The following is an 18,035-nucleotide window of genomic DNA, read 5'->3' as shown; positions in this document are numbered from 1 at the left end:
GCCTGCGTGGACACGACCCTTCAGGACCCCTTGGTCGGGCAGCTGCTCGACGGCCGGTACCGCATCGACGCGCGGATCGCGGTCGGCGGGATGGCCACGGTCTACCGGGCCGTGGACACCCGCCTCGACCGGGTCCTCGCGCTCAAGGTGATGCACCCCTCGCTCGCGGTCGACGGCTCGTTCGTCGAGCGGTTCATCCGCGAGGCGAAGTCGGTCGCCCGGCTGGCCCACCCGAACGTGGTGCAGGTCTTCGACCAGGGCACCGACGGCTCCTACGTCTACCTCGCCATGGAGTACGTGGCGGGCTGCACCCTGCGGGACGTGCTGCGCGAGCGCGGGGCCCTGCAGCCGCGGGCCGCCCTGGACATCCTGGAGCCGGTGCTGGCCGCCCTGGGCGCCGCCCACCGCGCCGGGTTCGTGCACCGGGACATGAAACCCGAGAACGTCCTGATAGGGGACGACGGCCGGGTCAAGGTCGCCGACTTCGGCCTCGTCCGGGCCGTGGACACGGTGACGAACACCACCGGCACGGTCCTCGGCACGGTCTCGTACCTCGCCCCCGAGCAGATAGAGAACGGCACCGCCGACCCCCGCGTCGACGTGTACGCGTGCGGGGTGATGCTCTACGAGATGCTCACCGGCGACAAGCCGCACGACGGGGACTCCCCCGCCGTCATCCTCTACAAGCACCTGCACGAGGACGTCCCGCCGCCCTCGGCCGCCGTGCCGGGTCTCGCGTACGAGCTGGACGAGATGGTCGCCTCGGCGACCGCCCGCACCCCGGAGATCCGCCCGCACGACGCGGTGGCGCTGCTCGCGCAGGTCCGCGACGGGCGCAGCCGGCTGAGCGCGGACCAGCTGGACGTGGTCCCGCCCCAGGCGCTCACCGCGGAGCACGACAACGCCGACGACCGGACGAGCGTGATCCCGCGCGCGCTCACGACACCCCGCCCGCTGCCGGTGAACGAGGACGACGAGGCCGGCGAGGCGGTGCTCCACCGCACCAGCCGCTTCCAGTCCCCGCCGCCCCCGCCGTCCCGGCGCCGCTCGGGTCCCCGGCGCGGCCCGATGGCGATCGTCGTCGCCGTCCTGCTCGTGCTCGGTCTCGGCGCGGGCGTCTGGTACATCAACTCGGGCCAGTTCACCGAGGTCCCCCCGCTGCTGTCGAAGACCCAGGCCCAGGCCGAGGACCGGCTGCGGGACGCGGGCCTGGAGCTCGGCACGGTGAAGCACGCCTACAGCGACACCGTGGAGCGCGGCCAGGTCATCAGCAGCGACCCGAAGGCCGGTACGCGCATCCGCGGCAACGACGCGGTGAGCATCACCCTCTCCGACGGCCCCGAGACCGTGCGGGTGCCCGCCCTGGAGGGCCGGACGCTGGACAAGGCCCGGGCCCAGCTCAAGCAGGACGGGCTGGAGCCGGGCATGGTCACCCGTGAGTTCAGCGAGGACGTCCCGCGCGGCTCGGTGATCTCCGCGCGGCCCGCGGACGGCACGCAGGTGCGCGCGGGCACGGCCGTGGCGCTGGTGGTCAGCAAGGGCAGCCCCGTCGACATCCCCGACGTCACCGGTGACGACCTGGCCGACGCCCGGGCCGAGCTGCAGGACGCCGGCCTCAAGGTGAAGATCGCCACCGAGCGGGTCACCTCCTCCGAGTTCGACAAGGGCCAGGTCGCCAAGCAGAGCCCGACCCCCGGCGGACAGGCCGCCGAGGGCGACACGGTCACGCTGACGCTGTCCAAGGGCCCCGAGATGGTCGAGGTCCCGGACGTGGTCGGCGACAGCGTCGACGACGCCCGGCAGGCGCTGGAGGGCGCCGGGTTCCAGGTCGACGAGGACCGCGGTCTGCTCGGCCTGTTCGGCGACACCGTCGAGGACCAGTCGGTCAAGGGCGGCGAGACGGCGCCCAAGGGCTCCACGATCACGATCAGGATCAGGTGACGTCGGGCGAGTCGCTCCCGCACGGATCATGGCCGGACGCGGAGCCCCTGGCCGGAGCACGGTCGGGCGCATGACACCCTGAACGGGTGAACGATCAGCTGTCCGGCCCCTCCCGCAACCCCGTGGGCGGCCACGTCCCCGTGGCCGGCGGGCTCCACTCCGTCGGCCTGTCGTACGCCCGTGACCTGAAGGCGGAGACCGTGCAGGTCTTCGTCGCCAACCCGCGCGGCTGGGCCACACCGGCCGGGAACCCGAAGCAGGACGAGGCGTTCCGCGCCGCGTGCGCGGCCGAGTCGATCCCCGCGTACGTGCACGCCCCCTACTTGATCAACTTCGGCTCGCACACCGAGGCCACCGTGGAGCGGTCGGTGGAGTCGCTGCGGCACTCGCTGCGGCGCGGGCGGGACATCGGGGCGCTGGGCGTGGTCGTGCACACGGGCAGTGCGACCGGCGGCCGGGAGCGGTCCGTGGCGTTGAAGCAGGTCCGGGAGCACCTGCTGCCGCTGCTCGACGAGCTGACCCACGACGACGACCCGTACCTGCTGCTGGAGTCGACCGCCGGCCAGGGCGCCTCCCTGTGCTCACGGACATGGGACTTCGGCCCGTACTTCGAGGCGCTGGACGCCCACCCGATGCTCGGCGTGTGCCTGGACACCTGCCACATCTTCGCCGCCGGGCACGACCTGACCGGCCCGAGCGGCATGCACCAGACGCTGGACCTGCTGGTGGACACGGTCGGCGAGGGCCGCCTGAAGCTGATCCACGCCAACGACTCCAAGGACGTGGTGGGCGCCCACAAGGACCGGCACGAGAACATCGGCGTCGGTCACATCGGCGAGGACCCGTTCCGGGCGCTGATGACGCACCCCGCGACCGAGGGCGTACCGCTGATCATCGAGACGCCGGGCGGCAAGGAGGGGCACGCGGCGGACGTGGAGCGGCTGAAGAAGCTGCGCGACGGCTGACCTCCTCAGAGGTCGGGGCCGTCCCCCGGCTCCTCCTGGTACGAGTAGCGCTGCTCCTGCCAGGGGTCGCCGATGTTGTGGTAGCCGCGCTCCTCCCAGAAGCCCCGCCGGTCGGCGGTCATGTACTCCACGCCGCGCACCCACTTGGGGCCCTTCCAGGCGTACAGGTGGGGCACGATCAGGCGCAGCGGGAAGCCGTGCTCGGCGGTGAGCAGCTCGCCGTCCTTGTGGGTGGCGAACAGGACGCGCTCGTCGGCGAAGTCGGACAGGCGCAGGTTGGAGCTGAATCCGTACTCGGCCCACACCATCACATGGGTGACGTCGTCCGCGGGCGGGGCGATGTCGAGGATCGTGCGGGCGGGGATGCCGCCCCACTCGGCGCCCAGCATGCTGAACTTCGTGACGCAGTGCAGATCGGCCACGACGGTGGTGTGCGGCAGGGCCGTGAACTCCTCGTGGGACCAGCAGTGCTTGCCGCCGTCGGCGGTGGCGCCGAAGACCCGGAACTCCCAGCGCTCGGGCCGGAACTTGGGGACGGGCCCGTAGTGCGTGACCGGCCAGCCGCGCTGCACCCGCTGCCCCGGCGGCAGGCCGGGCTGCGTCGCTCCTGCTGCTCCTGCTGAATCGCGCCCTTCTTCCGATTCGTGCTCCAGCGGCTGACCCATGACTCCATCCTGACAGACCCCGGGTGATGCCCCTGACCCGGGTCACTTCAAAACGGGGCAAATAGAACTAAGCATGCCCTTACTTAGTAAGTGAAGACTTACTGGACGATCTTCGTCGCCGGTGGAATCATGCGGCGCAACCTGCCAGTTCCCCCCGTGGAAGGAGCCTCTGCGATGCAGGGCGACCCCGAGGTCCTCGAATTCCTCAACGAGCAGCTGACCGGCGAGCTGACGGCGATCAACCAGTACTGGCTGCACTACCGGATCCAGGACAACAAAGGCTGGACCAAGCTCGCCAAGTACACGCGTGAAGAGTCCATCGACGAGATGAAGCACGCGGACAAGATCACCGAGCGCATCCTCATGCTGGACGGTCTGCCCAACTACCAGCGGCTCTTCCACGTCCGGGTCGGCCAGACGGTCACCGAGATGTTCCAGGCCGACCGTCAGATCGAGGTCGAGGCGATCGACCGCCTCAAGCGCGGCATCGAGGTGATGCGCAGCAAGGGCGACATCACGTCGGCGAACCTCTTCGAGTCGATCCTCGAGGACGAGGAGCACCACATCGACTACCTGGACACGCAGCTGGAGCTGATCGACAAGCTCGGCGAGGCGCTGTACATCGCGCAGCAGATCGAGCAGCCGAGCTGAGGCCTGCGCTCAGGCCGCGTCCTCCAGCTCCGCGAGCACCGGCTGGCCCCGGTCGGCCAGTTCACGGCGAGGGCAGGCACCCCTGCCCAGAATCGCCTGGATACGGCGCACACAGGACCCGCAGTCCGTGCCCGCCTTGCAGGCGGAGGCTATCTGGCGGGGGGTGCAGGCACCGCTGTCCGCGTGCTGCTTGACCTGCTGTTCGGTGATCCCGAAGCAACTGCAGACGTACACGCGGTTCACCTCCCGAGGGACTTGCTCTGTGACGCCATCCCCGTTGATCGGTGAGGCTAACCTAACCTTACCCGTCGGGTGCGAGCCGCAAAAGTCGAGAGGGGCGCGGATCGTATGTGATCCGCGCCCCAGTCGATGCCCGGTAACGGGCGGACCCGTTACTGGTCCCTGTACATCTCCGCCACGAGGAACGCCAGGTCGAGCGACTGGCTGCGGTTGAGCCGCGGGTCGCAGGCCGTCTCGTAGCGCTGGTGCAGATCGTCGACGAAGATCTCGTCGCCGCCGCCCACGCACTCGGTGACGTCGTCACCGGTCAGCTCCACGTGGATGCCGCCCGGGTGCGTGCCGAGCTCCTTGTGGACCTCGAAGAAGCCCTTGACCTCGTCGAGCACGTCGTCGAAGCGGCGGGTCTTGTGCCCGGAGGCCGCCTCGAAGGTGTTGCCGTGCATCGGGTCGGTCACCCAGGCCACGGTCGCGCCCGAGGCGGTGACCTTCTCGACCAGCTCGGGGAGCTTGTCGCGGACCTTGTCGGCGCCCATGCGGACGATGAACGTCAGCCGGCCCGGCTCGCGCTCCGGGTCGAGGCGCTCGATGTACTGCAGCGCGTCCTCGGCCGTGGTCGTCGGGCCCAGCTTGATTCCGATCGGGTTGCGGATCTTCGAGGCGAACTCGATGTGCGCGTGGTCCAGCTGCCGGGTGCGCTCGCCGATCCACACCATGTGCGCGGAGACGTCGTACAGCTGCCCGGTGCGCGAGTCGACCCTGGTCAGGGCGGACTCGTAGTCGAGCAGCAGCGCCTCGTGCGAGGCGTAGAACTCGACCGTCTTGAACTCCTCCGGGTCGGCCCCGCAGGCGTGCATGAAGTTCAGCGCGTTGTCGATCTCGCGCGCCAGCTGCTCGTAGCGCTGACCCGACGGGGACGACTTCACGAAGTCCTGGTTCCAGGCGTGGACCTGGCGCAGGTCGGCGTAGCCGCCGGTGGTGAAGGCGCGCACCAGGTTCAGCGTGGAGGCCGAGGCGTGGTACATCCGCTTCAGGCGCTCGGGGTCCGGGACGCGGGCCTCTTCGGTGAAGTCGAAGCCGTTGACCGAGTCGCCCCGGTACGTCGGCAGCGTCACGCCGTCGCGGGTCTCGGTCGGCTTGGAGCGCGGCTTGGAGTACTGGCCGGCGATGCGGCCGACCTTCACGACCGGCACGGACGCGGCGTACGTGAGCACGGCGCCCATCTGGAGCAGCGTCTTCAGCTTGTTGCGGATGTGGTCCGCGGACACCGCGTCGAAGGCCTCGGCGCAGTCGCCGCCCTGGAGGAGGAACGCCTCTCCCTTGGCGACGGCCGCCATCCGGGCGCGCAGCTGGTCGCACTCGCCCGCGAAGACGAGCGGCGGATACGACTCGAGGTCCGCAACGACTGCGCGCAGAGCCTCGGGGTCGGGGTACTCGGGCTGCTGCGCCGCGGGCAGGTCTCGCCAGGTGTTGCCAGCACTCGCGCTGGTCTTAGCGTTCACGGTCACGACCTCAACATTACGGGGTCGTGTCGGGCGTCCTGACCCATGCCCAGCAATTGAGACACCGGGTACACCCCTCGGACATGGGGTAGGGTGCGTCGCATGTTCGCGCACTCGATCCAGACCTGGTGGTGGACCGCTCATCCGGCGGCCCGCTGACTGCGCGTACAGAAGACTTCGCGAAGGCCGCCCGAGGGGCGGCCTTCGGTGTTTCCCGGGTCGTTCCTCACCGACATCGACGTGATTCGACGGAAGAGGAACCATGGACCTGGCACAGCTGCTGGACGACTCCCGTCCCTTCGCCCTGCTCCGCCGCCGCACACCCGGCCACGACCATGACCTGGTCGAGGTCCTGATCGGCCCGGTCGCCGCGTACGACCGGCTCGCCGACCTCCCCGAGGAGAGCCTCGCGCTCGTCCCCTTCCGGCAGATCCGCGAGCGCGGCTTCGACATCCGCGACGACGGCACGCCCCTGCTGGCGCTCACGCCCCAGGAGTCGTACGGCGTCCCCCTCGCCGAGGCCCTGGAGCAGCTCCCGACGCATGAGGTCCGCGTCAATGACGGTGGCTTCGACGTCCCCGACGAGGAGTACGCGCGGATCGTCGGGCGCGTGCTGGAGGAGGAGATCGGCCGGGGCGAGGGCGCCAACTTCGTGATCCGCCGGACGTACGAGGGCGAGATCCCCGGGTTCGGGCGGGCCGACGCCCTGGCGCTGTTCCGGCGGCTGCTGGAGGGCGAGCGGGGCGCGTACTGGACGTTCGTCGTGCACACCGGGGACCGGACGCTGGTCGGGGCCAGCCCCGAGGTGCATGTGCGGATGTCCGGCGGCACGGTCGTCATGAACCCGATCAGCGGCACCTACCGCTACCCCGCCGAGGGGCCGACGCCAGAGCACCTGCTGGACTTCCTCGCCGACGGCAAGGAGATCGAGGAGCTGTCGATGGTCGTCGACGAGGAGCTCAAGATGATGTGCACCGTCGGCGACATGGGCGGGGTCGTGATCGGCCCGCGGCTCAAGGAGATGGCGCACCTGGCGCACACCGAGTACGAACTGCGCGGCAAGTCCTCGCTGGACGTGCGGGAGGTGCTGAAGGAGACCATGTTCGCGGCGACTGTCACCGGGTCGCCGGTGCAGAACGCCTGCCGGGTCATCGAGCGGCACGAGGCCGGCGGACGCGGGTACTACGCCGGTGCGCTGGCCTTGCTCGGCCGGGACTCGGGCGGGGCGCAGACCCTCGACTCCCCCATCCTGATCCGCACCGCCGACATCGCCTCGGACGGGCACCTGCGGGTTCCGGTCGGTGCCACGCTGGTGCGGGGTTCGGACCCGGTGAGCGAGGTGGCCGAGACCCACGCGAAGGCGGCCGGTGTGCTGGCGGCCCTGGGCGTGCGTCCGGCCCGGCCGCGTGCGGAGGCCGCACGGCCGGGGCTGGCGGAGGACCCGCGGGTCCGGGCCGCGCTGGACGGGCGCCGGGCCTCCCTCGCCCCGTTCTGGCTGCGGATGCAGGAGCGGTCCGCGGAACTCGCCGGGCACGCCCTGGTCGTCGACGGGGAGGACACCTTCACGGCGATGCTCGCGCACGTGCTGCGCGCCGGCGGCCTGGAGGTGACCGTGCGGCGGTACGACGAGCCGGGGCTGCGGGAGGCGGTGCTCGGGCACGAGGGGCCGGTGGTGCTCGGGCCCGGGCCCGGGGACCCGTCCGACCTGGCGGATCCGAAGATGCGGTTCCTGCGTGCCCTGACCGCCGAGGTGATCGGGGGCGAACGGCGGGGCGTGCTGGGCGTCTGCCTCGGGCACGAGCTGATCGCGGCCGAGCTGGGGCTGGACATCGTCCGGAAGGAAGTGCCGTACCAGGGGGCGCAGACGGAGATCGAGCTGTTCGGGCGGCGGGAGACCGTCGGCTTCTACAACAGCTTCGTGGCGCGCTGCGACGACGAGGCGGCGGCCGAGCTGACGGCCCACGGCGTGGAGGTCTCCCGTGCCGCGAACGGGGAGGTGCACGCCCTGCGCGGGCCCGGCTTCGCGGGGTTGCAGTTCCACCCGGAGTCGGTGCTGACGCTGAACGGGGCGCGGGTCGTGCGGGAGCTGGTGGGGCAGCTGCGCGGCACGGGCGCGCCCTCGGTCTGACACCGGGCCGGTCGGGGCCGCGCGGCCCCGGCCGGCACCGGAGGTGCGGTGGTCAGCCGAAGAACACCCCGACCTCCTCGTACAGCTTCGGGTCCACGGTCTTCAGGCGGGCCGTCGCCTCCGCGATGGGGACGCGGACGATGTCGGTGCCGCGCAGGGCGACCATCGAGCCGAAGTCGCGGTCGCGGACGCAGTCGATGGCGTGCAGGCCGAAGCGGGTGGCGAGCCAGCGGTCGAAGGCGCTGGGGGTGCCGCCGCGCTGGACATGGCCGAGGACCGTGGTGCGGGCCTCCTTGCCCGTGCGCTTCTCGATCTCCTTGGCCAGCCACTCGCCCACGCCGGACAGCCGGACGTGCCCGAAGGAGTCCAGAGACTGGTCCTTGAGGACCATGTCGCCGTCCTTCGGCATCGCCCCCTCGGCGACGACGACGATCGGCGCGTACGACGCCCGGAAGCGGGAGGTCACCCAGGCGCACACCTGCTCCACGTCGAAGCGCTGCTCGGGGATGAGGATGACGTTGGCGCCGCCGGCGAGGCCCGAGTGCAGGGCGATCCAGCCGGCGTGGCGGCCCATCACCTCGACGACCAGGACGCGCATGTGGGACTCGGCGGTGGTGTGCAGCCGGTCGATGGCCTCGGTGGCGATGCCGACGGCGGTGTCGAAGCCGAAGGTGTAGTCGGTGGCGGACAGGTCGTTGTCTATGGTCTTCGGGACGCCCACGCAGGGCACGCCATGCTCGTCGGAGAGGCGGGCGGCCACGCCGAGGGTGTCCTCGCCGCCGATGGCGATGAGCGCCTCGACCTCCAGCCCGGCGAGGTTCTCCTTGATCCGGCGGATGCCGTCCCGTTCCTTCAGCGGGTTGGTCCGGGAGGAGCCGAGGATGGTTCCCCCGCGGGGCAGGATGCCGCGCACGGCGGGGATGTCGAGCCGGACGGTGTCGTTCTCCAGGGGTCCTCGCCAGCCGTCCCGGAAGCCGGTGAAGTCGTAGCCGTACTCCTGCACGCCCTTGCGGACGATGGCCCGGATGACGGCGTTGAGGCCGGGGCAGTCGCCGCCTCCGGTCAGTACTCCGACGCGCATGGAACAGTCCCTTCGCCGCAGGTGCCTGACGAAGGGTCAGTGTGACGTGCGCCTCACTCGTCGTCGAGGCCGCGCTCTATCGCATACCTGACCAGTTCGACGCGGTTGTGCAACTGGAGCTTGCCGAGGGTGTTCTGGACGTGGTTCTGCACCGTGCGGTGGGAGATGACCAGGCGTTCGGCGATCTGCTTGTAGCTCAGGCCCTTGGCGACCAGGCGCAGCACCTCGGTCTCGCGGTCGGTGAGCCGGGGCGCCTTCGGTTCGTCGGTGTCCTGGGCGGGGGCGGGTTCGGAGGCGAGGCGGCGGTACTCGCCGAGGACCAGTCCGGCGAGGCCGGGCGTGAACACGGGGTCGCCGACGGCCGTGCGGCGGACCGCGTCCTGGAGTTCCTCCGTGGAGGCCGACTTCAGCAGGTAGCCCGTCGCGCCGGACTTCACGGCCTCCAGGACGTCGGCGTGCTCCCCGCTCGCGGACAGCACCAGGACGCGTAGCGCGGGGTTCGCGGCGACGACGTCCTTGCACACCTGGACGCCGGGCTTGCCGGGCAGGTTCAGGTCGAGCACGAGGACGTCGGGCGCGGCGGCCTTGGCGCGGCGCACGGCCTGGTCGCCGTCGCCCGCGGTGGCGACCACCTCGAAGCCGGACTCGGCGAGGTCCCGGGCGACCGCGTCGCGCCACATGGGGTGGTCGTCGACCACCATGACCTTGATCGGGTCCCGCCGCTCCCCGCCGCTCTCCGTCATCGCCGCTCCGCCTTCCCCCGTGGGTCCTTCACGTCCTTCGGTACCTTCAGCTCGACTTCCGTGCCCTGACCCGGCACGGAGATCAGCTCCGCGCTGCCGCCGAGGTCGCGCAGTCGGCCGCGGATCGACAGGGCGACACCGAGCCGCCCCTCGCCCTCGGCCTGGGCGAGCCGCCCCTCCGGGATGCCGGGCCCGTCGTCCCGGACGGTGACGATCACCTCGTCCGGCTCGTCCTCGACCAGGATCCAGGCGCGCGCCTGCTCCCCGGCGTGCTTGCGGACATTGTCCAGGGCGGCCCCGACCGCGGCGGCCACCTCCCGGGCGGCGACCGGCGCCAGCCGCACGGGCGCGCCCGGCTCGGCGAGGCTGACCCGGGCCCCGGCGTACGGGGCGAGCAGGGCGCGCAGGTCGACGGGGCCGCCGGCCGGTTCCTCCTCGTCCGGTCCTTCCTCGACCGCCCGGACGACCGCGCCCTCGGCGGCGTCCTCGGAGACCCGCGACACGGGCACCAGCCCGCCGGAGACGAGGGTGCGCAGCGCGACCTCCTGCTCGCCCGCCATCCGGCCCAGCTCGGCCGCCTCGCCGCCGATCACCGCGCCGCGCCGCTGCACCATCGCCAGCACCTGGAGGACGCTGTCGTGGATGTCCCGGGCGAGGCGCTCCCGCTCCCGTGTCGCGGCCTCGATCTCCAGGGCACGGGCGAGGGTGCGCTCGGAGGCGCGGGCGACCTCGACGACATAGCCGATGGCGATGGAGGCGATGCAGACCAGGATGACGTTGTGGACGGTGTCGCGGGCCGGGCTGCCGCGCTCGACCAGGTTGGCGGCGGCCACCAGGCTGGAGGCGAGGGCCGCCCAGCGCCAGCCGCCCTTGATGGCGAAGGCCAGGACGGAACCGGCGGTCCATATCGACGGCAGGGTCGGGCCGCCCGCCTGGACCCGCTCGTGCGCGTCGGCGACGGGCGTGAGCAGGATGCCGGCGATGGCGATGGTGAGGTCGGCGGTGAGGAACCGCTTGGTGCAGCCGGCGGCGTTCGCGACCCGGGGCAGGGTGGCCAGCGTCCACACCCCGAGCACCGCGAAGTAGGCGACGGCGACCCAGGGGCGGGCGAACTCGTCGTGGGCGGTGGCGAACAGGCCGACCGCGTACAGCATCGTGAGCACCCGATAGGCGGTCAGCGCACGCCACAGCGGCTGCTCGACCGACATCCTCATGACACGCTCGCGCCTGGCCATCTCCCCCACCCCTGGCCCCAGCCCCTGTCTAGGGCTCGGTCCGCCGCCGCTCCGACTGCTTTTCCTTCTCGGCCTGTTCCTTCTCCGCCTTGGCGAGCGCGGCCCTGGCCGCCTTCTCGGCTTCCTTCTCCGCCTTCGCCGCCTCCGCGAGCTGCCGCTTCATGGCCGTCGCGTACATGTCGACGTACTCCTGGCCGGAGAGCTTCATGATCTCGTACATGACCTCGTCGGTCACCGCGCGCAGCACGAACCGGTCGTGCTCCATGCCCTGGTAGCGGCTGAAGTCCAGGGGCTTGCCGATCCGGATGCCGGGCCGCATCAGCTTCGGCATGATCTTCCCGGGCGGCTGGATCTTCTCCGTGTCGATCATGGCGACCGGGAGGACGGGCGCGCCGGTCGCGAGCGCCACCCGCGCGAGGCCGCCCGGCTTGCCGCGGTAGAGCCGCCCGTCGGGCGAGCGCGTCCCCTCCGGGTAGATCCCGAACAGCTCGCCGCGCTCCAGCACCTCGATGCCGCTCCTGATGGCGGCCTCACCCGCGCCGCGCGCACCGGAGCGGTCCACGGGCAGCTGGCCGACGCCCTTGAAGAAGGCGGCCGTCAGCCGGCCCTTCACACCGGGCGTGGTGAAGTACTCGGCCTTCGCGATGAAGGTGACCTTGCGGTCGAGGACGGCGGGCAGGAAGAACGAGTCGGAGAACGACAGGTGATTGCTCGCCAGGATCGCCGGGCCCTCGGCGGGTACGTTCTCCAGGCCCTCCACCCAGGGTCTGAAGGCGAGCTTCAGCGGACCCCCGACGGTGACCTTCATCGCGCCGTACAACAACCGAGTGCCTCCTGTATGTGTCGTTCAGACCTTAACCCGGAGCGCTGTCAAAGGCGCCGACGGCCCTGGTCGGTGTCAGTGCGGTCGCGTACGGTGAAGGTCCCGCGAACGACGTGCGACGCCTTCCATGACGTTCCGTGACTATCCGTGATCGTGTCAGTCCCTTCTCACGACCAGGAGGCCGAAGGTGCCGGTCCTTGCCGGAGCCGAGCCGTTTCACCACGAGGGCGGGGAGGTCGCCGTCCTCCTCTGCCACGGCTTCACCGGATCACCGCAGTCGCTGCGCCCCTGGGCGGAGCACCTCGCCGAGCACGGCCTGACCGTCTCCCTGCCGCTGCTGCCCGGGCACGGCACGCGCTGGGAGGACCTGCGGATCACCGGCTGGCAGGACTGGTACGCGGAGGTCGACCGCGAGCTGCGCCTGCTGTGCGAGCGCCGCGAGAAGGTCTTCGTGGCCGGTCTGTCCATGGGCGGCGCCCTGGCCCTGCGGCTGGCCGGAAAGCACGGCGACGCCGTCAGCGGCGTGATGGTCGTCAACCCGGCGAACAAGGTGCACGGCCTGGCAGCGCACGCCCTCCCCGTGGTCCGCCACTTCGTCCCGGCGACGAAGGGCATCGCCAGCGACATCGCCAAGCCGGACAGCAGGGAGCTGGGCTACGACCGGGTGCCGCTGCACGCGGCGCACTCCCTGCGGCAGTTCTTCCAGGCCGCCGACCGCGAGCTGCCGCAGGTCACGCAGCCGGTGCTGCTGCTGCGCAGCCCCCAGGACCATGTGGTGCCGCCCGCCGACTCGGCCCGCATCCTCAGCCGCATCTCGTCCACCGACGTGAAAGAGGTCATCCTGGAACAGAGCTACCACGTGGCCACGTTGGACCATGACGCGGACCGGATCCACGAGGAGAGCCTCGCGTTCATCGACCGGCTCGCACCCGGCCTCGTCAAGGAGCCCGGTCTCGGCAAGGAAGGGACGACCGCAGGTGGCTGAGCACGACTCCGACCGCGAGGGCCGGGAGCCGGACGAGAAGGGCGTCCCGATCGACGAGGAGGCCGCCTGGGCGGCGATCGTCGCCGGGTACGGCGAGGAGCCGCCGGACCCGCCGGGCGCCAAGCCGTTCAAGTCCGTCGAGGACCTGGCGCTGCTGGAGGCCGCGACCAACGACGACCGGGTGGACACGGCCGGGGAGGCCGCGAAGCCCGCCGAGCCCGACGGGCCGGAGGCCAAGGAGCCCGCGGAGAAGCCGGCCAAGCCACTGGGCGGCTCCGTCTCCTTCGCGCCCGGCGTCGGCCCGCGTGACTACTCGACGCCCGAGCCCACCGAGGACGACTTCGACGAGGACGACGAGGGCCACTTCGTGCCGCCGGAGCCGCCCCCGCTGCCGTCCGCCGATCCCACCGCGAAGTTCGCCTGGCTCGGGGTGCTCGGCGGGCCGGTGCTGCTCCTGCTGGCCGTGGTGCTCGGCTGGGACATGACCTGGTGGCTCGCCACGCTGGCCATCGGCGGCTTCCTCGGCGGGTTCGCGACGCTGGTGATGCGGATGCGGACGGACGACGAGGAGGACGACGACCCGGGGCGCGGGGCGGTCGTCTAGGACAGGCCCTGTGCGGCGGGAATTCTGAGGGCGGCCAGGACCGGAAGGTGGTCCGTGGCCGCCCTCAGGTCTGCCTCGGTCACCCCGGGCTGCCCGAGCGGTACGCCGCAGCCCAGGACCTCGATGCCCTTGGTCGCGAAGATCGCGTCGATGCGCTGGTAGGGGTCGGCGGGGGTCCAGGTGTGCCCGCCGCCCCAGGGTGCGGCGGCCCGGCAGTCGGTCAGCCCCTCGGCCAGCAGGCGGAAGGCCGGACCGTCGGGGCGTTCGTTCAGGTCGCCGCCGGCGATCGCGTGCTCCGCGCCCAGGCCGGCCAGGCGGTCCAGGAGCATGCGGGCCTGCTCGTGGCGCTCGTCCTTCTGGAGCGACAGGTGGCAGCTCAGGACGCCGAGGCGGGTGCCGGCGAAGCGGACGACGGCGGTGGCGAAGCCGCGGCGGTGCAGGCCGGGGGTGCGGGGCAGGAGGACGTCCTCCGTGCGTTCGACGCTCGCGCGGAGCGAGCTGAGGATCGCCGGCCCCGTGGTGGTGGCGCCCCCGGTGACGATCACCAGGTCGGAGGCGCGGGCCAGGCGGGCGAGTTTCTTGCGCCAGCGGAAGAAGCGGGGGGCTTCCTGGAGGAGGACCAGGTCGGGCTCGCACGCCCTGATGACACGAGCCAGGGCGGCGGTGTCGTCGCGCATGGAACGGATGTTGTAGCTGAGGACCCTGATGACTGCGGAACCGTCGGGTTCTGTACGCGAGTTGGGGAGCAGCGACATGTGATCAATTTACGCCCCATGGCTCGGGGCGCGGGGTTGGTGCGCGAGTGCCGGTCGTGTGTGGCTGATCGCGCAGTTCCCCGCGCCCCCCCAAGGCAGGGCGTTTTACATGATCGGGTCGGGTTCGCGGGCCAGGTCCGCCGCTCCCACCAGGCCCGCCTTGTTGCCCAGTTCCGCGGCGCGGACCTCGGCGACCGGGCGCCAGTTCCCGCCGACCAGCCAGCGCTTGTAGGACTTGCGGATGGGGCCCAGGACCAGTTCGCCCTCGTCGGAGAGGCCGCCGCCGACGATGAAGGCGGAGGGGTCGAAGAGGGAGGCGAGGTCGGCGAGGCCCGCGCCGACCCAGCGGGCCAGCTCGCGGTAGGAGTCGACGGCCACACGGTCGCCCTGGCGGGCGGCCATGGAGATGTGCTTGCCCTCGATGCCGTCGGGGGTGCCGTTGCCGAGGCCGAGCAGGATCTCGGCGTTCTCGGGGGTGGCGTTGGCGCGCTGCTTGGCGTACCGGACGAGGGCGCGGCCGGAGGCGTACTGCTCCCAGCAGCCCTGCGAGCCGCAGCCGCACAGCAGGCCGTCCGGCACCATGCGGATGTGGCCGAACTCGGCGGCCACGCCGAAGTGCCCGCGGCGCAGCTTGTTGCCGATGATGATGCCGCCGCCGAGGCCCGTGCCCAGCGTGATGCAGATGACGTTGCGGTGGCCCTTGCCGGCGCCGAACTTGTACTCGCCCCACGCCGCGGCGTTCGCGTCGTTCTCGACGACCACCGGGAGGCCCACGCGGGCCTCGACCTTCTCCTTGAGCGGCTCGTTGCGCCAGTGGATGTTGGGCGCGAAGTAGACCTCGGAGCGCTGCCGGTTCACGTAGCCGGCGGCGCCGATGCCCACACCGACGATGTCGTGTCCGACGCGTGCGCCTTCCACCGCCGAGGCGATGGCGTCCACGATGCCCTCGGGCGTGCCCGGGGTCGGCACCTTGTGGGTCGAGAGGATGTTGCCTTCCTCATCGACCACGCCGGCCGCGATCTTCGTGCCGCCGATGTCGACGCCGATGGTGAGTCCCATGAATCCCTCAGTTTCGGTCGAGCCCCGCTACGGCCAACGGTACCCGAGGCCCCGCCGTCGGGTTCGCCTCGTCCGCACGCTGGGCACACCGGGCGGCGTCGCGCTGTCCGCCGCTCTTCGGGGACTCGGGACTCAGTCGAGGTCGATGCGCTCCCCGGGGCCGCCCTCGTCACCGCGGTCACGGCGTTCGTCCTGGTCACGGGGGTCGTCACGGTCGTCGCGGCCGGTCCAGCGCCGTTCCTGGGCCTGGACGGCGGAGCGGTAGGCGGCGAGCAGTTCGTTCCCGGCGGCGGCCAGGTGGTCGAAGACGTCCGGGTTGCGTTCGATGACGGGCTCCACGGCCTCCTTGGCCTGCTGGACGACCTGGCGCACGACCTGCTGGGCGGCGGGCCCCGCGACCGCGCCGAACAGCGGGGACTGGATGCCGGACAGCTTGTCCGCGACGGCGTCGACGAGCTTCTTCAGTTCCTCGGCGGCCGAGCCGGGGGGCGGGCCGTACTGGGTGCGGCGGCGGGCCTGCTCCGCCTCGAGGTCCTCGGCGCACGCGGTCGCCCAGGCGTCGGCGTCGGTCGCCCGCACCTCGTCCACGGCGTCTTCGCGGGCCTCGCCGGGCGGGGGGAGCTCTTCGCTCATGACGGACTCCTGACTACGGTTCGTCCCTCCGACGTTACCCGAACGGACGGACCGGGTTCACGGCCCGGGGCCGGGCATTTCGCGGTGTCCGCCGCCGGGTCTCACAGGCTCCGCGGCCAGAGCTTCGGGTCGGGTGCGAAGCGGATGCGCAGTACGTCCTCGCGCAGGGCGGCGCCGTCGACGGTGCAGCGGCGCAGCGCCGAGGGCAGCGGGACGATACGGCGGAACCGGCCCGCTGTGACGGCGAGTTCGTCGCCACGCCGGACGAGGTCCAGTTCGTCGCGTATGGCACCGGGCAGCGGGATGTGCCAGACGAGCACGCCGTCCGTGCCGAGCCGGTCGAGCACGGGCCATTCCACGGCGGCGGCGTCCGCGTCGGGGCCGGGCACGGCCAGGGCGGTGAGGTCGTCGGTGCCGCGCGGGTCGCGGCCGAGGTGGGCGACGGTGCGGACGGCGCAGACCTCCCGCCACTCCTCCAGCGTCTTGCGCTGCTGGGCGACCGGGCCTGCCAGCCAGGTGTCCGGGGAGGCCTCGGGCAGGACGCGGTTGGCGACCACGAGGTCGGTGCGCAGGCCGCGCAGGGCGAGGCCGAGGCCGGCGGTGCGGACGGCGTCGGCACCGGCCGGGCCGGGCTCGGCGACCAGCCGTACGACGGTGTCGCGGTCGGCGACGACCGCCTCCACGGCGGCGAGTTCCAGGTCCCAGCGGGCCGCCGTCTCGTACAGCCACTCCGCGGGCATCGGAACACCGGCGAGCCGACCCAGGACGGGGCGCAGGGCGCGGGCCGCCTGCCGTTCGGGCGGGAGCAGCCGGCGCAGGTAGCGGCGGAGTTCCTCGGGCAGGGCGAGGAGGGCGAGGGCCTGCGGAGCCGGGGGGAGGTCGACGACGAGGAGGCCGTACTTCTCCGACAGCGCGGCGTCGCGCAGGGCGCGCAGCAGGGCGAGTTCCTCCGCGCCGGGCAGCGGGGTGAGTTCCTCCGGGTCGAGGCGGGAGGCGCCGAGGAGGTCCAGTGCGGAGGAGGCGCGTTCCTGGAGGGCGGTGAGGTCCGAACGGAAGTCCCGGGCGGGGTCGGGGCGCCAGGCGGTGAGGTGCGGGGCGGCTTCGACCGGGGCCGGGCCGGTCGGGACGCCCAGGGCGGCACCGAGGGTGTCCGTCGGGTCGGCGGACAGCACGAGGGTGTCCGTGCCGTCGGCCGCCGCGGCCAGGGCGGTGGCGGCCGCGAGGGTGGTACGACCGCTGCCGCCGGGGCCGGTGATCAGGAGGGTGCGCATGGGGGTGAACGGTACCCGGCGTCGACGCTCGGGCCGGGTGGTGCGCAACCCGGCACTGCGGGGTGCGCTGCGCCCACCCGTGCCGCCCCAGCGGCACGACTGCCCGCAGCTGAGAACCTCAGGGGCGCGGGGCTGTGTTGACCATGCGGCTCCGCCGCGTGGGCGCGACGAGCCACAGCCGGCCCGCACCCGGCACAGCACAGGCCCCCTGCGGCGCGACCCCTACTTGCCCGACTCCACCCGCTTCTTCAGCCCCGCCAGCGCCCGGTCGATGATGACCTTCTCCGCCTTGCGCTTGATCATGCCGAGCATGGGGATCTTGACGTCGACGGTCAGCGCGTACGTGACCTCCGTACCCCCCGTCCCCGCCGGCTTCAGGATGTACGTGCCGTCGAGGGAGCGCAGCATCTGGGACTTCACCAGCGTCCAGGAGACCTCGTTCTGACCGGTCCAGGTGTACGCCAGCACCTGGTCGTCCTTGATCGCGCCGGCGTCCATGACGAGACGGACCTGCTCGGCGCGGCCCTGCTCGTCGGTCTTCAGGACCTCGGCCTCCTTCACCTCGCCGGTCCAGTCCGGGTAGCGGGCGAAATCGGCGATGACCGTCATGACGTCGGCCGGGGCCGCCTCGATGGTGATGCTCGAGCTGGTGTGTTCCGCCATCGCCGTGGCTCCTCCAGATGCGGGCCGGTAAGAGGTCGTCCTGCGCACGTGTGTGCAGCGTGAAGGCTACCGCGCACGGGACCCGCCGATCTCA

19 protein-coding genes are annotated in these 18,035 nt (G+C 71.9%); 7 read left to right on the top strand and 12 right to left on the bottom strand.

Translation table 11 applies throughout. The features are described 5' to 3' along the window. The first annotated feature begins 6 nt into the window (after positions 1 to 6). Together pknB and ACSUPV_RS29945 are read left to right on the top strand one after the other, a co-directional pair. Complete coding sequence (pknB, locus tag ACSUPV_RS29950; protein ID WP_436948915.1) at positions 7 to 1,941, top strand: Stk1 family PASTA domain-containing Ser/Thr kinase; 1,935 nt, start codon at positions 7 to 9, stop codon at positions 1,939 to 1,941. Between the two features lie 86 nt (positions 1,942 to 2,027). After that, on the top strand, positions 2,028 to 2,906 hold the full coding sequence (locus ACSUPV_RS29945; RefSeq protein ID WP_436948914.1) for a deoxyribonuclease IV: 879 nt from the start codon (positions 2,028 to 2,030) through the stop codon (positions 2,904 to 2,906). A 5-nt stretch (positions 2,907 to 2,911) separates the two neighbouring features. Here ACSUPV_RS29945 and ACSUPV_RS29940 read toward each other — a convergent pair whose 3' ends face one another. Beyond that, positions 2,912 to 3,571, bottom strand: coding sequence for a sulfite oxidase-like oxidoreductase (locus ACSUPV_RS29940; protein ID WP_037765768.1), 660 nt, complete (start codon positions 3,569 to 3,571; stop codon positions 2,912 to 2,914). 174 nt (positions 3,572 to 3,745) lie between these two features. Here ACSUPV_RS29940 and bfr point away from each other — a divergent pair, with 174 nt between their 5' ends. After that, positions 3,746 to 4,222: a bacterioferritin gene (bfr, locus tag ACSUPV_RS29935; protein WP_031115786.1), complete on the top strand. Its 477-nt coding sequence runs from the start codon at positions 3,746 to 3,748 to the stop codon at positions 4,220 to 4,222. 9 nt (positions 4,223 to 4,231) lie between these two features. Here the strand turns inward: bfr and ACSUPV_RS29930 are convergent, their stop codons facing one another. Together ACSUPV_RS29930 and ACSUPV_RS29925 are read right to left on the bottom strand one after the other, a co-directional pair. After that, complete coding sequence (locus tag ACSUPV_RS29930; RefSeq protein ID WP_078650954.1) at positions 4,232 to 4,465, bottom strand: (2Fe-2S)-binding protein; 234 nt, start codon at positions 4,463 to 4,465, stop codon at positions 4,232 to 4,234. A 149-nt stretch (positions 4,466 to 4,614) separates the two neighbouring features. Beyond that, a complete protein-coding gene (locus ACSUPV_RS29925) occupies positions 4,615 to 5,967 on the bottom strand; it encodes a class II 3-deoxy-7-phosphoheptulonate synthase (protein WP_031115788.1) in 1,353 nt (450 codons plus the stop codon). Between the two features lie 96 nt (positions 5,968 to 6,063). On the opposite strand from ACSUPV_RS29925, the gene ACSUPV_RS29920 reads away from it, so the two are divergent. Both ACSUPV_RS29920 and ACSUPV_RS29915 read left to right on the top strand, forming a co-directional pair. Continuing rightward, entirely contained in the window at positions 6,064 to 6,120 is a 57-nt protein-coding gene (locus ACSUPV_RS29920) for a trp operon leader peptide (RefSeq protein ID WP_078602827.1), read from the top strand. A 103-nt stretch (positions 6,121 to 6,223) separates the two neighbouring features. After that, positions 6,224 to 8,089, top strand: coding sequence for a chorismate-binding protein (locus tag ACSUPV_RS29915; protein WP_031115789.1), 1,866 nt, complete (start codon positions 6,224 to 6,226; stop codon positions 8,087 to 8,089). 52 nt (positions 8,090 to 8,141) lie between these two features. Here ACSUPV_RS29915 and ACSUPV_RS29910 read toward each other — a convergent pair whose 3' ends face one another. From ACSUPV_RS29910 to ACSUPV_RS29895, 4 genes are read right to left on the bottom strand one after another with little or no spacing between them, the layout of a single operon-like run. Further along, entirely contained in the window at positions 8,142 to 9,170 is a 1,029-nt protein-coding gene (locus ACSUPV_RS29910) for a 6-phosphofructokinase (RefSeq protein WP_436948913.1), read from the bottom strand. Between the two features lie 53 nt (positions 9,171 to 9,223). Then, complete coding sequence (locus ACSUPV_RS29905) at positions 9,224 to 9,913, bottom strand: response regulator (RefSeq protein ID WP_031115791.1); 690 nt, start codon at positions 9,911 to 9,913, stop codon at positions 9,224 to 9,226. Next, positions 9,910 to 11,148, bottom strand: a complete 1,239-nt coding sequence (macS, locus tag ACSUPV_RS29900; protein ID WP_031115792.1) for a MacS family sensor histidine kinase — start codon at positions 11,146 to 11,148, stop codon at positions 9,910 to 9,912. Before macS ends, ACSUPV_RS29905 begins: the two co-directional genes overlap by 4 nt. 28 nt (positions 11,149 to 11,176) lie before the next feature. Then, entirely contained in the window at positions 11,177 to 11,956 is a 780-nt protein-coding gene (locus ACSUPV_RS29895) for a lysophospholipid acyltransferase family protein (protein WP_031115793.1), read from the bottom strand. Positions 11,957 to 12,158: 202 nt separating this feature from the next. On the opposite strand from ACSUPV_RS29895, the gene ACSUPV_RS29890 reads away from it, so the two are divergent. Continuing rightward, on the top strand, positions 12,159 to 12,956 hold the full coding sequence (locus ACSUPV_RS29890) for an alpha/beta hydrolase (protein WP_031115794.1): 798 nt from the start codon (positions 12,159 to 12,161) through the stop codon (positions 12,954 to 12,956). Beyond that, on the top strand, positions 12,949 to 13,560 hold the full coding sequence (locus tag ACSUPV_RS29885; protein ID WP_359790252.1) for a hypothetical protein: 612 nt from the start codon (positions 12,949 to 12,951) through the stop codon (positions 13,558 to 13,560). Before ACSUPV_RS29890 ends, ACSUPV_RS29885 begins: the two co-directional genes overlap by 8 nt. Here the strand turns inward: ACSUPV_RS29885 and ACSUPV_RS29880 are convergent. From ACSUPV_RS29880 to ACSUPV_RS29860, 5 genes are all read right to left on the bottom strand, one after another. Further along, positions 13,557 to 14,315: an endonuclease/exonuclease/phosphatase family protein gene (locus ACSUPV_RS29880; RefSeq protein WP_031115797.1), complete on the bottom strand. Its 759-nt coding sequence runs from the start codon at positions 14,313 to 14,315 to the stop codon at positions 13,557 to 13,559. The two genes, ACSUPV_RS29885 and ACSUPV_RS29880, sit on opposite strands and share 4 nt — an antisense overlap. 105 nt (positions 14,316 to 14,420) lie before the next feature. Further along, positions 14,421 to 15,374, bottom strand: a complete 954-nt coding sequence (locus ACSUPV_RS29875; protein WP_020272969.1) for an ROK family glucokinase — start codon at positions 15,372 to 15,374, stop codon at positions 14,421 to 14,423. 132 nt (positions 15,375 to 15,506) lie between these two features. Beyond that, the gene (locus ACSUPV_RS29870; RefSeq protein WP_382611144.1) at positions 15,507 to 16,007 is read right to left on the bottom strand and encodes a DUF5304 domain-containing protein; all 501 of its coding nucleotides are present in this window, start codon (positions 16,005 to 16,007) and stop codon (positions 15,507 to 15,509) included. A 101-nt stretch (positions 16,008 to 16,108) separates the two neighbouring features. After that, a complete protein-coding gene (locus tag ACSUPV_RS29865; RefSeq protein ID WP_436948912.1) occupies positions 16,109 to 17,278 on the bottom strand; it encodes an ArsA family ATPase in 1,170 nt (389 codons plus the stop codon). Between the two features lie 222 nt (positions 17,279 to 17,500). After that, on the bottom strand, positions 17,501 to 17,941 hold the full coding sequence (locus ACSUPV_RS29860; RefSeq protein ID WP_037765784.1) for an SRPBCC family protein: 441 nt from the start codon (positions 17,939 to 17,941) through the stop codon (positions 17,501 to 17,503). Positions 17,942 to 18,035: the final 94 nt, after the last annotated feature.

Origin of the sequence: Streptomyces sp. SudanB52_2052 (assembly GCF_964272415.1) — a bacterium.
GTDB classification, from domain to species: domain Bacteria; phylum Actinomycetota; class Actinomycetes; order Streptomycetales; family Streptomycetaceae; genus Streptomyces; species Streptomyces olindensis.
This window is presented reverse-complemented; position numbering and strand designations above follow the sequence as displayed.